Consider the following 15,039-nt stretch of genomic DNA (forward strand, 5'->3'; position numbering starts at 1 on the left):
GTCGGGCGGCACCGGACCCTACACCTACTCACTGGTGAGCAACGCCGTCGGCGTGCACGGCACGCTGACCTTCAATGCCAACGGCACCTACAGCTACACGCTGACCTCGCCGGTCGACGGCGTCGACGCCAACAACGGCGCCAACACCGTCAACAACGTCGAGACCTTCACCTACCAGGCCACCGACGCCAACGGCAACACGATCACCAACACCATCACCATCGACGTCATCGACGACGTGCCGACGGCAGTCCTCAACACCGGCAACGTCAACGAAGGCGCTCTGCTGACCGTGACAGCCGCAGCCGGCGTGCTGGCCAACGACGTGGCCGGTGCCGACGGCTTTGCCCCAGGTGGCGGCGTGGTCGGCGCACGTGCTGCCGGCGGCGACACCACGACGGCGGTGATCACAGGCACCGGGACCGACATAGCCGGCCTGCACGGCACGTTGCACCTCAACGCCGACGGCTCCTACACGTACCAATCGACGGCCCACAGCATCAACGCGAACACGACCGACGTGTTCGTCTACACGATCAAGGACGGCGACGGCGACCTGTCGACGACCACCCTGACCATCAACCTGACCGACATCAATGACGCACCGGTCGTCGCGAACACCCAGAACTGGATGTCGAGCGACCCGGCGCAGCAGACGCTCAGCACGCCCAGCTATCCGAATGGATATCCGCTGCTGGTCTCGATCCCGACGGACGCGGACGGCGATAACCTCATCGTTACGGCGACAGGAACGATCCCGACCGGGACGTTCTACTTCAACGGTGTGACCTATGTCGCCCTGACAGCCGGCACGGTGCTCTACAATCCGTCCGGCGGCATCAACCTGCTGGACGACCTGTTCTACCGGCCAACCGCATCGCAAACCGACACGGTCAACAACAACCTGTCGCTGGATGTCTATGACGGCCACGTCCATGTCGGGCAGACTGTCGGCATCCACGAAGTGCCGCCGAACAGTCTGCCCAGCGACACGTCACAGATCGGCAATGGCAACAGCCCCCTTACATCAGGAAATGATCAGGTCACGACGCTTGCCCTGTCGACAGCGACGGTGAACGCGATCCTGGCCGATCCACATAGTGCGACGGTGGTAGTCTATACCGACTTCCAAGAGTCGCCCTTCACCACGCCTATTCAGGCAAGCGAACAGAACCCAGGCCTCTACGGTGACGCCAGCGCGGGCTCGCACCGCGAGCAAGAGGTCCAGGTCGAGATCAGGATCGGATCGGACCACTTCGCAGTTGTCCAGGACGACACGACACCTGGAACATTCGAGCAGACCTGGTTCTTCGATGCGACCACAGGCCAGATGAAGGCTACGGTCGACTACGACCACATCTTCCTTCTGGACGCCGGCGGCACTGCCACTGCCACGACGCTCGCCAGCTACCTGATCGCGCATCCGCCGACAGCCGGCGACACATGGACCCTGTCCTACTTCGACAACGATGGCGGCAACTATCAGGCACGTTCGGTTAACTTCTCATTCTTCTCGCATGATCCGGGCGACCCCGGCATTGTGGTGAATGGCGATGCGACGCTGGCCGACCAGATCTACGGAACGTCCGGCATCGATAATCTCAACGGCAATGGCGGCAACGACGTCATCATCGGCAGGGGTGGCAATGACTTCATCAGCGGCGGCGCCGGCAACGACCTCATCAGCGGCGGCGACGGCAACGACCTTCTGATCGGAGGTCTCGGCCAGGACACCATGACCGGTGGAGCGGGCGCCGACACGTTCAAGCTCGACGGTCTGGACATCAAGGACCTCATTGTCGACTACAGCGGTGTCGGCGGGCATGGAGACAAGATCGACCTGTCGTCCTTGTTCGACACCGCACCTGGCGGCGCCAATGTCGGCGACTTCGTCAACTACAATGCGGCGACGGGCACGCTCAGCGTCGACGCCAACGGCACCACCGGCGGCGCCAATTTCGTCGACGTCGCGACGCTGCAGAACCTGCCTGCGGCCAACACGATCACGCTTCTCTACGACGATGGCGTGACCCAGCATACGACAACGGCAAACTTGGTTTAACGGCATGGCGCGTGGCCACGCGATCATGTTATACATTGCTAATATCGAGGGGAGTTCATCATGAAACGTTCTGCAAGACTGCTGGTTTCCGCTGCGACGCTGTTGCTGGCAGTCGGATCGACCGGCTATGCCGCCGACATCATCGAAGGACCGGTGGCCGACTATTGCCGCACGGTCGGCACGTCGAACCTGGTGCTGAACGACAACATCGTCGATCTCAAGTCCGAGGTGGTGAAGCTGATGGACGAGTCGGTGGCCGTCGCCAACAGCTCGGAATGGATCAACTCTTCGCGCCCCGCCTTCGTCTGGGCATCGGAAGCCAAGGTCGCCTGCGGCATGGCTTATGGCTATCTCAAGACGAACTACAAGGACGAAGACACCCTCAACAAATGCGAGTGCTTCCACGACCGCATGGTCGAGTACATGAACTGACCGGAAGGGATCTGGCCGTGCCGGTTGGCTGACCCAATGGTCGGCGGACGATTGACGAGGGCGATCGCAGGAGCGATCGCATTGGTCGGCTTTGGCCAGGTTGCCACGCAAGCCCGCGCCAACTGGCTGGAACGACCTAGCCTGGAGAGATCATCACCGTCCGCGTTGACGCGGCCAGCCCGCTGTGACGCCGCCCCGGAATGGACGCGCGAGACATTCAAGGCATTCGCGGCATGCCAGGCATCGCTCTACGGCCTGGAGCCGGTGCTGGCGCACGCGGTGATGGAGATCGAAAGCGGTTTCGATCCCGATGTGCACGGCGCCGATGGCGAAGTCGGCTTGATGCAGGTGATGCCCGGAACGGCGCGAATGCTCGGCTTTCACGGTTCGCTCGAGGAACTTGGCGCGCCGGCGACCAACATCGCGCTCGGCGTCAGATATCTGGCGCAGGCAAACAGCCTTGCCGCAGGTGATCTCTGCACCACCGTCATGAAGTATCGCGCCGGGCATGGTGAAACCCGGTTCTCCGAACTTTCGGTCCGCTACTGCCGGCGTGCGCGTGCAATATTGGCAAGGGAAGGCGTCACTGTTGCCGGTCCGCTGCCGGTGGCGACGTTCGGGTTCTCCGCATTCCCGACAGCGGGAGATTACGGCGCCCCTGCCCAGGGGAAGCGGATTTGCGTGCGGCGGCTGTTCGTGCCTGGGCCGCGATACATGAAATGCGCCGACTATCGAAGCGCCGGGCAAGCCAAGGTGATCAAGGCGCTCCGGGCAAGACTCTTCAACAGCTAAACCAAGGTCCAGCAATTACAAAGACGGCGAGGCAAGTCTGCCGTAAGATGAATGGGATGAGACCGCAACAAACACCCGGCGGGATTTGGGGAGGCATCATGGAATCTGGCCGGCAGCGCCACCGTTCGTGGACGTGGGTGATCGTCTTTGCGTTCGCGGGCATAGTGTCGGGCTGCCAGTCGAAAGGCAGCGTCTCGGACGCGCTCGATCCGGCGGCGATCGCCGCACCTGGAGCGCCGGCCGCCGGCGCCGCTGCCAGCCCGGCCCAAGCCACGCAATCGCTCGGCACAGGGCCGACGAAGGTTACCATGCTGCTGCCTTTGTCGGCCCCGGGAGCCGCCGGCGAAAACGGCAGGAAGATGCTCGACGCAACCAAGCTGGCGATGGCCGATCTTGGCAATGCATTGCTCACGGTCACGGTCGAGGACACCAAGGGCGACAGCGCGCACGCCAGCGAATTGGCGGTGAATGCGATCACCACTGGAACCAAGATCGTCATCGGTCCGGTCGAGCTCGCGGCCGCTCAGCACATAGCCAAGCTGTCGGGATCGCAGCGGCCGCCCGTGCTGGCGCTGGCCGACAATTTCGCCGGCGGTCCAGGCGTCTATGCGGTGCGTCTCAACGAGGCCGACAGCGCGGCCGCGGGCGCAGCCGGCCTGGCGGCCAAAGGCAGAAAGAAGTTCGTGCTGCTCGCGGCCGGCGCGAATGCCGGCGCGGTTGAAAAGCGGGTCGCTAACAGCCTCAGCATCTATGGCGCGACGCTCGCCGTCACCATTCCGTATGCGGCCGGTGACGGCGGCACAAAAGCGGTCAACGACATGGGCTCACTGGTCGAGGCTCCCGATGCCATCGTCATCGCCAGCGGCGACGACAGTCCGTCGCAGATCCTTGCGGCGCTCAAATCGAAAGGCATTCCTGGAAAAGCAGTCGCCGTCGTTGGAACCAACCGCTGGCTGGAACATCCGATCGAGCCGCTGTTTGAAGGATCCTACATCGCCACGCTCGACCCAAGCGAAACCGGTCCAATCGCCGACCGCTTCAAGACGACCTACAATTATCCGGCCGACGCCAATGTCGCCTACGCCTATGATATGGTCGCCCTGACAGCGGGGATTGCAAGTTCGGTCGGCCCCGAAGGCTTCAACAAGCAGGTGCTCGAAAATCGGAGTGGATTTCGCGGATCGACCGGCTTGTTCCGGTTTCGGGCGGATGGCTCCAGTGAACGATCCATGCCCTTTTATCAGGTTCAAAAAGGTGCGCTCAAACTGGTCGCCAAATCGACGTCGGGATACTGAGGGGCAAGACGCCTTGGGATCTGCTTGAGCTGATGGGCTGGCTGAGGCGCGATCGCTTGGTGGTGTTGCTCGGAAGCCTGCTGCTTCTGACCGGGGTCTTATTGATCATCCGAGCCGCCGATCTGCTTTCCATCGACCGACCGGTACCAGCGCCACGTCAATCCATCGACGATAGCCAGCCAACGCGACCGGCTGCGACCGGCGCCAATACGCCATGGCGAGGACGGGCACGCAAGATTGCTCAGGACCTTATCGCACCGCCGCCGCTTGATCCGGCGCAAATCGAACGGGCAGAGCCGCGCCCGCCACTCAGCGAGCTTGGCCTGGCTTCGCCTGCAGGGATGCGGATGCCAAAGGATTGGCCAGAGGTCCTGCTGTACCAACCGGTTGCCACCTCGTCGGCGACCTTCGAATCCATGGGACGCACGGTAGCCATCAGCGGGGTCCAGGGCATCGCCCTGGACAAGGCCTGTTCGTTTCGCGACGTCGCCTGGCCTTGCGGCCAGCGTGCACGGGCAGCTTTCAATTCCTGGCTGCGCGGTCGGGCGCTTAGATGCGTCGTGCCGCCGGAGATCGATCGATTCGCCATTGCCGCACCGTGCAATCTGGGCAAACAGGATGTCGGTGCCTGGCTTGTTTCCAACGGCTGGGCGACGGCCTTGGCGAGTGACATCTACGGCAAGGCGGAGGCAGTGGCCAAGGATGCTGAGATGGGCATATTCGGCTCTCCGCAATAGCCGACAATTCGGTTTCGCTACCGTTGCCAGCGCGGCCCTTGCTTTGAAGGCCAGGTTTCGGGCCAATGGTAAGCGATTGCGCCATTACTCAAATTGTATGATTCCTCGAAACTGAATGTGCAGCACCCCTGGTCTATGACAGTTCGATCAGGCGGGAGATTGACTAATGATGACACCGATGGCGAATAACTCGCCCCAGCAATGGAAAAACGTCGCATGGCTGACCGCCTTGGGATCGGCGGGAATTTTGCTGCTCTCCATTGGCCTAAACTATCTGCTTCTGTTCTCGGAAGCATTGACGCCGTTCGGCCGCAGCATGGTCACAGCGACCCTGTTGCCAGTCATCATAGGTGGCCCGCTTCTCCTGTTCATTGGCCTGCAGCGGATCGAGCTCGGCCATTATCGAAAAGAACTCAACAAGTCGGCGACCTTTGACAGCCTGACAGGCTGCCTGAACCGGACAGTCTTCACGTCGATGGTCGACAGGAGAACAACCAGGCAGGGATCGTCCGGTCCAAGATCTGGCGCCTTCCTGGTCATTCATCCCGAACACATCAGGTCCATCAATCTGCGCTTCGGGCTCGGCTGGGGTGACGAGGCCTTGCGGCTCATAGCGTCGACCATCCAGTCATCGGTGCGCAAGGAAGATCTGGTGGGCCGCATCGGAACCTCCATGTTCGGGGTCTTTCTGCCCGGTGCGACAGAAGACGACGCCAAGGAAATCGGCGAGCGTATCCGGACCCGCGTGGCGCAAGCCTATTTCGCGCCGAAAGGAACCGAGGACACCCTGGCCATCAGCGTCGGCGGCGTGGTGTTTGAAAACGAACTGGAATTCGAAGAGATGTTCCGGTCGGCGGAATCGCTGTTATCGGGCGTCGAACACAAGCCTGGATTTCAATTGTCGCACCTGCACCACTAGCATTGAAGCGCCGCCTGTATCCGGTCGATAATGTGCGGGGCGGTCCAATTTGCCCAGAGCCTTGGCCAGCATGTTTGCCTCATCCGCACTGCCGTTCAATTCGCGATAGAGCCGGTCCGAGAAGAACACGTCTCGACGCATGCACGGCGATCGGCGGTATGGTTGGAAAGTACCGTCACAAGGTCCAGCTATGGAGCGCCGGAAATCCCGTGTAGCAGCCACCTGCTACCACCGAGATGAATTTCAGCGCTACCTATTGTGAATGGCGGAGCTGGCGATGGCAGTGTAGGGTTCGCTGCAAATAAGAATGACCCGTATCCCGGGCACTGCCAAGCCAACGAATCTGGGAGGATTCATGGTCGAGATCATCTCCAAGCGGGACGGCCCGCGGCGCGAGGATGTTCAGGTCAAGCGGCTGATCGAACAGAACCGCTCGACGATCGTTCGCCTTGCCGACCAGATCAGCGGCGGTGGCTATTCCGCCTCCAGGAAGCCGCGCCAGCAACCGAAGGCTGAAGGCCTGATCATCCATGTTGGCGGCAGCGCGGCGACCGCCGCCGAAGCGAGCCCATCCATCCGCGTCACCATGAACGGCCGTGTGATCTCCAAGGATCAGAACACCGGCCGCCAGCTTCATCATATCGGCGATGTCCGCAACCGGAATGGCGAGCAAATCTTCGTTCTGGCAACCAAACAGAATGGCTTTTTCTCGCCGGTTGACGAAACCATCGCCGAGGCGCTGGCCGGGCTGGACGGATTCCGGCTGACCGGGACCTATACCGAAGAGCAGCTTGCAGCCGACATCGGCGCGAAACTCGGCATCGACTGACGGCAGGCTGTTGGGCTTTGCTCTGCACGTCCAATTCGCGACGGCATACAGAAATGGCATACCTCAAAAGGTACTGTGATGACTGAATGAGACACGCGAGCGGCCCCAATCCGATGAAAACCGATGCTCTTGCGACGCATGCGTCGATGGCCACCGGACAACTGGTTCTGGACAGGATCGACTATGATGAGCGCGCCACCATGCGCGCCTGGGAGAGTTTTCTTTCCGACGAGCCGACATCCGCCCGCGATCCGGTCCACGTTCGCTCGCTGATTCATGACTCCTGGTATCGCAGCGCCACCGGCGGCATCAATGCGCAAGGCATCGAAGCGCCGCTGAGCAGTGATCGCGACGAGATCGAATATCTGACCCGCGCCAATGCGGAACTGCTTTCGGCGGCACGCCGGTCGTTCGCCTCCCTTGGTCAGTTGCTGGACGGGACAGGCGCGATGCTGGTGCTAGCCGACGGCGACGGCGTGTTGATCGATGCCATCGGCGACAAGAAGACCCTGCATGACGGCATGGACATTCATCTGGGCATCGGCGGCAAATGGAACGAGGACGCCGTCGGAACCAACGGCATCGGCACAGCACTATGGACTGGTGAGCCGATCTTCGTCCACGCGGCTGAACATTTCTGCGCCGGCATCAAATCCTGGACCTGCGCCGGCGCGCCGATCCGCGATCCCCTGGATGGCAAGATCATCGGCGTTGTCGACCTGTCGGGCTATTCGCCGATCTTCCGGCCGCACAACACGGCGCTCGTCGCCGCCACCGCCAGACAGATCGAGAAGGCGCTGGCCGAGCAGCAACAGGAGCAGCGCACGCGCCTGCTGGAGGCCTTTATTTCCTCGGCTCCCAACTACCGCCGAAAGGACGGGTTGGTGATCGTCGACCATCGTGGCCGTGCTATCTTCTGCAACAACGTCCCCAATGGCGACACGACAGAGATGATGGACGGCCCGATGGAACCGGGGCGTGGTCGTTGGCTCATGAACCTGCCGGCCTCCGGCTCCGACACCGATCTCGCCAACGCGCTGCCGGTACATCTGCGATCCTGCCATGTCACGCCACTGAAACTTGATGGCGATCTTCGTGGCGCGGCCTTGGTGTTCCCGTCGGTGCCGGCCGTCTCGAGTATGACGGTGATACGCCGGGAGGAGAACAAACACCTGCGGGCAGCCGCGGCGATGATCGTCGGCGAGAGTGAGAAATTGCTGGCTGCCGTCGATGTCGCCTCCCGGGTGGCCGGATCGAACGGTGTCACCTCGTTGCTGATCGAAGGCGAAACCGGAGTTGGAAAAGAGTTGTTTGCGCGGCTGGTCCATGCCGGCAGCCGGCGCACCGAAACCGACCCGTTCATCGCCATGAACTGTGGCGCAATCACCAAGGAACTGTTCGGCAGCGAATTGTTCGGCCATGTGGGCGGCGCCTTTACCGGAGCTTCGCGTGACGGCAAGCCGGGCATCTTCGAACTTGCCAATGGCGGCGTGCTCAGTCTTGACGAGATCGGCGAGTTGCCGCTCGAAATCCAGCCATTCCTGTTGCGTGTCCTGGAGGAGCGCGTGGTCCACCGCATCGGTGACTCCAGAGGTCGGCCGGTGGATGTGCGACTGGTCGCCTCGACCAATCGCGACCTCAAGCAGGAAGTCGCCGCCGGGCGTTTCCGCAGCGATCTCTACTACCGCATCGGTGCGGTCTCTATCCATGTCCCGCCTTTGCGCGAGCGCGGCGACGACGTGATGCTGCTGATCGAGCATTTCAACCGGCAGATAGCGAAGCTCGGAGGCAACGATCCGCTGGAGTTCTCAAACGAAGCACTCGACGCGCTGCTGGCCTATCGCTGGCCGGGAAACGTGCGCGAACTGAAGAACCTGGTCGAGCGCCTGCACATATTGGCGCGCGGTGGCACGATCGAACTCCAGGATCTTCCCGGGGAAATCCGTGCTGGCGATCGCAACAGCATGGCCGTGCACGGCGACCATCCCGCAATCATGCTCGAAGCCCCGGTGTACTCCATTGAGGATGCGGAACGCCAGGCGATCAAGAATGCGCTTGCTGCTGAGGGCGGCAATCTCAGCAAGGTTGCGCTGCGGCTCGGCATTTCGCGGCCGACGCTGTATCGCAAGCTCGGCCAATACGGCATCCGGCGCGGCTTCCTGTAGACTCAATCAGTGGCACAAAAAACCCGCGGCATTTGCGCCGCGGGTTGGGGAAAAATCGTCGACGGAAATTGCCTTCAGGCAACGGTCGTGGGCATGATCAGGTCTTCACGACAGCACCGGTCACTTTCTCCGAGGCGTAGCCGAGGGTGTTGCCGATGATCAGCGAAATCACCACGGCCGTCGCGACCTTGACGATGCCTACGGCACCTTCGCCATAGGCGGCGGCACCGAGCAGAAAAAGCGCTGCGGTCGTTGCGTAGCCGTAGACCGCCGACGGAATGGCGCTCAACAATGGCAGCTTGGCCGCAAGGATCAGGACAATGATTGAAATGCCGACGCAAATGCCGGCCATGATCGCGGTAACGCCGATAGACGTCAGCGCAATCAAGGCACCGGCCGCACAGATCGCGCCCCACAGGTTTGCCACCGCCGAGTTCTTGAACCCGGCCGCCTTGCCGCCGCAGTGATAGAAACTTCCCCAGCCGACGAACACCGCCCAGATCAGCAGATAAGGGTTGCCGATCGCGATCGCAGCCCATGTTGCAATGCCACCCATAATGCCGATGACGACGGCCAGTCCCGTAACAAGATCCATGTTGTCCTCCCGTTTTCAAACACCACGAAGCAAGGAAACTCGTATGGGGATCGCGCTTCGCCGACGTTCCCGATCTGCAAACGACGTGGCATCGGCCATGACGCGGCACGCCCGTTTGTGCGGCGTTCAGACCAGAAGCTTTTCAGGGCACGATGACGCCGCGGCCGGTGAACCGGCGGTTCTTGAAATCGTCGAGCGCGGTGTTGATGCTGGCCAGATTGTACTCGGTGTAGTGCATCTTGACCTTGCCGTCGGCGTTGAGCTCCATCAGTTCGACAAGCTCGGTGAAATTGCCGACCAGGCTGCCGCCGATGTTGATCTCCTCGATGACGAGATGCGCGGTCGGCACGTTGATATTGCCGCCATAGCCGACGACGAACAGTTGCCCGCCCTTGCGAACCATCTTCCAGCAGATGTTCTCGACACCGAGTTCACCAACGAAGTCGATCACCACATGGGCGCCGCCGCCGGTGATCTGGCTGACTTCCTCGACGACGTTTGGCCCGCCATCGAGGATAAAGTCGGCGCCAAGGTCCTTGGCCAACACCCGCGCTGCCGGCTCGCGGTCGACAGCGATGATGCGGCAGCCCGAAATCGCGTGCAGCGATTGCAGCGCGATATGGCCGAGCCCGCCAATGCCGAGCAGCACGCAATAGCTGCCTGGTCGCAGCAGCTTTGCGGCGCGTTTGGCGGCGCGGTAGGCGGTGATACCGGCATCGGCCAGCGGCGCCACCTCGATCGGCGTGATGTTGGCGTTCAGCTTGATCAGCGAACGCTCGCTGGTGATGAAATACTCGGCGAAGCCACCATTCATGCCAAGGCCGGGGAACTGACCGTTGTCGCAGTACATGTCCTCGCCATGACGGCAGTTGAGGCAGATGCCGCATGAGCGGAACGGATGGCAGATCACCGCATCGCCGCGCTTGACCGACTTGACGCCACTGCCGACTTCCTCGACCCAGCCAGCATTTTCGTGACCCATGATGTAGGGCAACAGCGTGCCCTCGGGATCCATGGTCGGCTTCCACACGCCTTCGATGATATGCAGGTCGGTGCGGCAGAGGCCGGCGGCTCCAACCCGCACGATCACCTCGTCGGGCGCGGTGATCGTCGGCGCCTTGACCTCCTCGATCTTGAGCCGGACGTTCATCTTCGGATCGTATTCGTAGAGTCTGGCAGCTTTCATCGTCGTATCCTTTCAACGTCGAGATTGTCTGGATTGCTTCAGGCGCGGCCGAGCTTTTCGGAACCGCCGCCACGCGCCGGGCCGGCCGTCGGATCCTCATCCTCGGCAAGGTCGCCAATCAGCGTTTCGGTGGTCAGGATCAACGTCGCCACCGAGGCTGCATTGGCGAGCGCGGTGTAGGTGACGCGAACCGGGTCGATGATCCCTGCTTCGAACATGTTCTGATACGCGCCGGTCGACGCGTTGTAGCCGTAGCCGCCATTGATGCGGGTGACCTCGGTCACCACGGCTTCGGGATCGGCGCCGGCATTGGCGGCGATGCGCCACAGCGGCCGCGACAGCACCGAGCGCACCAGGCGCACGCCCTCGGCGACGTCGCCGTCGACGCCGGCCGCCACCTTATCGAGCAGCGGCGCGATCTGGGCCAGCGCCGAACCGCCGCCGGCAACGACACCCTCCTCGGATGCGGCACGCACCGCATTCAAGGAATCCTCGATCAGCTGGATGGTCCGTTTCTGCTCGACAGGCGTGACGCCGCCGGCATAGAGGATCGCCGTGCCGCCGGAGAGCTTGGCCAGGCGTTCGCGCAGCTTGTCCTGGTCGATGTTCGGCGGCGAAGCTTCGTACTGCCGCTGCACCTGGGCGCGACGCGAGGCGATTGCCGCATGATCGCCGCCGCCGCGAATGATGGACGTGTAGGACGAGCTGGTCTTCACCCGGTCGGCCGTACCGAGATCCTCGGCGGTGATATCCTCCAGCCGGCCGCCGAGATCGCGGGCGATCACCTTGCCGCCGGTGATGATGGCCAGATCCTCCATCATCGCCTTGCGCCAATGGCCATATTCCGGCGGATGGACGACAAGGTATTTTCCCGGTCCTTGCTTGCCGAGCAACGTCACCACCACTTCCGGCGACATCTCCTCGGACACGATCAGCAGCGGCCGGCCATCTTCGTCGGCGATGCGGCGAACCGCATCGAGTTGCCCCGGCTCCTTGATCTTGAGATCGGTCATCAGGATGTAGGGCCGTTCGAGCACAGCCTCCATCTTTTCCTGGTCGGTCACCATGTGATGCGAGAGATAGCCGCGCTCGAAGGACATGCCTTCGACGACATCGAGCGTGGTCTCGGTGGTGACGCTGAAATCCGTGGTGATCACGCCCTCGATCCCAACGCGTTGATGGGCCTCAGCCACGAGGGCGCCAAGTGTGGTGTTGGTCGCCGCGATGTTGGCGACCGACGCCAGGATGCCGTTGCCCTTTGCCGGTTTGGCCGATGCCTTAAGCGCGGCCACCACCGCCGCCACGGCAAGGTCGATGCCCTTGCACAGATCAACGGATTTCACCCCGCGCTCATTCGCCTCGACGCCACCCTGGATGAGCGCGTTGGCGAGCACGATGGCCGTCGTGGTGCCGTCGCCGGCGACCTCGTTGGTCTGCATCGACACTTCGCGGACGACCTGCGCACCCATGTTTTCGAAACGGTCGTGCAGCTCGATCTCGGAAGCGATGCTGACACCGTCGCGGGTCACCATCGGCGTGCCGATCGGCCGGTCGATCATGGCGTTCATGCCTTTGGGGCCGAGCGTCGGCTCGACCGCGGCGGCGAGCCGGAAGACGCCGCGGGCGAGAGCACGACGGGCCTGCGAATTGTGAAGCATTATCTTGGGCATGATTCCTCCTTCCGCCTTACGGGCGGGTTGTTGGTTGGGGGCCTCGTGCGCGGGAGGCCGTTGCTGTCAGCTCTGCTTCAGGCGGTCGGCGCGGTTCGTGCCGGCACGCGATCCAGAATGAAATCGACCAGCGTCGGCTCGCCGTCGACCACATCCAGCTCCTTGTATCTGGTCTGCTTGAGCCCCCGGCACAGCGCGCCGTTGAACTCCATGTTGATGCGCACTCCGCGCAACTCAGCGAGATGGGCGCTGAGTGCACCGTGCGGGATGCGCTGCCCGTCCCAGGTCACGAACACAGGATCATCGGCCCGGCGCTCCGGAAATCGCTCGAGCAGAGCCGCCCGGTATCGCGGCTTCTGTTTGGCTGCCTCGCCCGGTTCGAACCGCGCGACGTCATATGCCGGCAGGTCCATGCCGAGGATTTCGCGATCGGTCAGACCGTGCGCCTTGAGGCCGCGCAAGACCGCTTCCTGGCGCCGCTTGAATGCCTTCATTCTGAAGGTTTCGCGCAAGGCGCCGAGATCCTGGTCCTCGGCAAGCACGGCGAAAATGTCGCCGAAGGTCTTGCCCTCCGCCATGCCGCGATTGACCTCCTCGGCGAACATGTGGTCGTGCAGCTTGACGCGATAGGCCGGCGCCCAGGAGAGCTGGTCGAGCGCCTTGCGGACGCCGTCCAGCATCAGGAACGCGAAGTTGGGCGAGCACCAGTATGTCGGCAGGCGGAAATCTATCTCCACGCTGCCATCGCCCGTCATCTGCGCCCGCTCGACGAAACCCATCTCGGTGATGGGTTCGTCTAATTCGGGGTCGTTGACCTCGCCAAGGCGCCGCCAGAGTTCCTTCTGGCAGTCGCCGGAAACGCTGGCGGTTGCCATGGCTGCTACTCCGCCGCGATGCTGAAGGGCGAACTGGCGAGCGCCTTCTTCTTGGCTTCGACGTCGATGTTGTAGAGACGCGCGGCGTTGAGGCCGAGGATCTTCTCCTTGATCTCGTCGGTCAGCTGCACGCCGCGTTCGGCTGCGATATCCTCAGGGATCTGGTAGGCCCAGAATTTCTCGACCAGCCAGCGCGGCGTCCAGATCGCGTAGTCGGAGCCGAACAGGATCTTCTCCGGTCCGAGCCAGAACAACAGCTCGGCAATCACTTCGCCGAAATAGCGCGGGCGTGCGTGGATGAAAGGCAGCGCCACGGCCAGGCCGCCATAGACATTGGTTTCCTGCGTGGCGATCCAGCAGAAATCGTCGAGACGCGGTAGGCCGCAATGCTCGACAATCCAATTGAGGTTTTGGAAATCCGTCGCGGCGTGGTCGACGTCATGAACGTCGAAGGCATCCTTACTGAGCGGGATGATCGTCGGCCCCTTGTGGACGTGGATGTTCTTGATGCCGAGCTTGTCGCAGAGTTCGAAGCATTTGTAGGCATCGGGATCGGTGAGCTTCCAGCCCTTGGACGCGCCGTTCCACTCGGCCGTGTACATCTTCACGCCCTTGACGTTGTAGGTCTCCTTGAGGAAGTGGATGTATTCCAGCGCCTTCTCGCCGTCGCGGGGATCGAAGGCGCCGTTGACGATGAAACGCTCGGGATAGCGCTTGGCGACCTCGGCGTTGCGCTCGATCGTGTTGAAGCCGTTCTTGTAGAAATCCTTGAGGTATGTCGACTGGACGATCGCCACATCATCGGGCCCGTCGATGAACAGGTCGCGATAGAGATCGTCGGCGCTGTATTTTTCGAACTTGCTCTTCTCCCACAGCTGTTCCTTCGGGCTCAAGCCCGTGTGGTAGGCATAGAAGCATTCGATGAACTGCTTGCCGTGGATGTTCTTCTGGTTTTCCGGGCTGCCGTCCCAGAAATGGGTGTGGCCGTCGACCACGAAAATGTCCTTGCCTTCCGGTGTTCTGTACATGGTTGCCTCCGCAGCAATCGCATTGATCGGTTCGGCGCGCCGCACCTGCGGCGCGCCAGTTTCCTTGGCGGCTATTCGATGTATTCGAACATCTCATCCATGTTGCCGAACAGGATCACGGTGTTGTCGTCGACGCGGACCATGCGGCCGTAATGGGTGGAGGTGTTGACCTCGAAGGTCTCGGCCGAAATCTCGCGGCCGAGATATTCGCCGATCGCGTCCATCTTGAAGATCAGCTTGCCGTCGCCGTCGATGCGGATCAGCGCCGGCTGGTAGGTGATGGTGACACCGGGCTTCTGGCCCATGAATTCGGCAATGGCGCGAGCCTCGACCGAGTCGTTCATGGTGACGCCGCACTGATGCGAGATCGTCTGCTCGAAGGTGATGTCCTTCATCGCCTTGAAGATGTTGGAATGCGTTGCGTCGCGTGCTGCTAGTGACATGACGATTTCTC

At 62.0% G+C, this 15,039-nt stretch carries 14 protein-coding genes; 8 read left to right on the plus strand and 6 right to left on the minus strand.

What is annotated here, in order from left to right; genetic code table 11:
• The 8 genes from AC1D1B_RS23745 to AC1D1B_RS23780 form a co-directional block, all read left to right on the plus strand.
• The coding region (locus AC1D1B_RS23745) for a VCBS domain-containing protein (RefSeq protein ID WP_477334909.1) at positions 1 to 2,062 on the plus strand (2,062 nt) is incomplete at its 5' end.
• A 60-nt stretch (positions 2,063 to 2,122) separates the two neighbouring features.
• Positions 2,123 to 2,494 carry a hypothetical protein gene (locus AC1D1B_RS23750; protein WP_352558739.1) on the plus strand — a complete coding sequence of 124 codons (372 nt, stop codon included), beginning with the start codon at positions 2,123 to 2,125 and terminating at the stop codon, positions 2,492 to 2,494.
• A gap of 81 nt (positions 2,495 to 2,575) precedes the next feature.
• Entirely contained in the window at positions 2,576 to 3,286 is a 711-nt protein-coding gene (locus AC1D1B_RS23755) for a lytic transglycosylase domain-containing protein (protein WP_477334911.1), read from the plus strand.
• 98 nt (positions 3,287 to 3,384) lie between these two features.
• Positions 3,385 to 4,581, plus strand: a complete 1,197-nt coding sequence (locus tag AC1D1B_RS23760) for a type 1 periplasmic-binding domain-containing protein (RefSeq protein WP_477334913.1) — start codon at positions 3,385 to 3,387, stop codon at positions 4,579 to 4,581.
• Positions 4,582 to 4,640: 59 nt separating this feature from the next.
• On the plus strand, positions 4,641 to 5,318 hold the full coding sequence (locus AC1D1B_RS23765; RefSeq protein WP_477335400.1) for a thermonuclease family protein: 678 nt from the start codon (positions 4,641 to 4,643) through the stop codon (positions 5,316 to 5,318).
• A 166-nt stretch (positions 5,319 to 5,484) separates the two neighbouring features.
• Positions 5,485 to 6,237, plus strand: a complete 753-nt coding sequence (locus AC1D1B_RS23770) for a GGDEF domain-containing protein (RefSeq protein ID WP_477334915.1) — start codon at positions 5,485 to 5,487, stop codon at positions 6,235 to 6,237.
• A 355-nt stretch (positions 6,238 to 6,592) separates the two neighbouring features.
• A complete protein-coding gene (locus AC1D1B_RS23775; protein ID WP_477334917.1) occupies positions 6,593 to 7,066 on the plus strand; it encodes a hypothetical protein in 474 nt (157 codons plus the stop codon).
• An 86-nt stretch (positions 7,067 to 7,152) separates the two neighbouring features.
• Positions 7,153 to 9,231 (plus strand): sigma-54-dependent Fis family transcriptional regulator, encoded by a 2,079-nt coding sequence (locus AC1D1B_RS23780; protein ID WP_477334919.1) that lies wholly within the window; start codon positions 7,153 to 7,155, stop codon positions 9,229 to 9,231.
• Positions 9,232 to 9,328: 97 nt separating this feature from the next.
• On the opposite strand, the gene AC1D1B_RS23785 is transcribed toward AC1D1B_RS23780, so the two are convergent.
• The 6 genes from AC1D1B_RS23785 to AC1D1B_RS23810 all read right to left on the minus strand — a co-directional run bounded on the left by AC1D1B_RS23785 (position 9,329) and on the right by AC1D1B_RS23810 (position 15,028).
• Positions 9,329 to 9,826: a DUF1097 domain-containing protein gene (locus AC1D1B_RS23785; RefSeq protein ID WP_477334921.1), complete on the minus strand. Its 498-nt coding sequence runs from the start codon at positions 9,824 to 9,826 to the stop codon at positions 9,329 to 9,331.
• Positions 9,827 to 9,968: 142 nt separating this feature from the next.
• The gene (locus AC1D1B_RS23790; RefSeq protein WP_477334923.1) at positions 9,969 to 11,012 is read right to left on the minus strand and encodes an NAD(P)-dependent alcohol dehydrogenase; all 1,044 of its coding nucleotides are present in this window, start codon (positions 11,010 to 11,012) and stop codon (positions 9,969 to 9,971) included.
• A 38-nt stretch (positions 11,013 to 11,050) separates the two neighbouring features.
• Positions 11,051 to 12,682 carry a chaperonin GroEL gene (gene groEL / locus AC1D1B_RS23795; protein WP_477334925.1) on the minus strand — a complete coding sequence of 544 codons (1,632 nt, stop codon included), beginning with the start codon at positions 12,680 to 12,682 and terminating at the stop codon, positions 11,051 to 11,053.
• Positions 12,683 to 12,759: 77 nt separating this feature from the next.
• Positions 12,760 to 13,557, minus strand: a complete 798-nt coding sequence (locus AC1D1B_RS23800; RefSeq protein ID WP_477334927.1) for an iron-sulfur cluster assembly protein — start codon at positions 13,555 to 13,557, stop codon at positions 12,760 to 12,762.
• Between the two features lie 5 nt (positions 13,558 to 13,562).
• Positions 13,563 to 14,585, minus strand: coding sequence for an amidohydrolase family protein (locus AC1D1B_RS23805; RefSeq protein WP_477334929.1), 1,023 nt, complete (start codon positions 14,583 to 14,585; stop codon positions 13,563 to 13,565).
• Between the two features lie 71 nt (positions 14,586 to 14,656).
• Positions 14,657 to 15,028 carry an MmoB/DmpM family protein gene (locus AC1D1B_RS23810; RefSeq protein WP_096455128.1) on the minus strand — a complete coding sequence of 124 codons (372 nt, stop codon included), beginning with the start codon at positions 15,026 to 15,028 and terminating at the stop codon, positions 14,657 to 14,659.
• Between the last annotated feature and the right edge of the window lie 11 nt (positions 15,029 to 15,039).

Source organism: Mesorhizobium sp. P2_C5_2 (assembly GCF_056404535.1).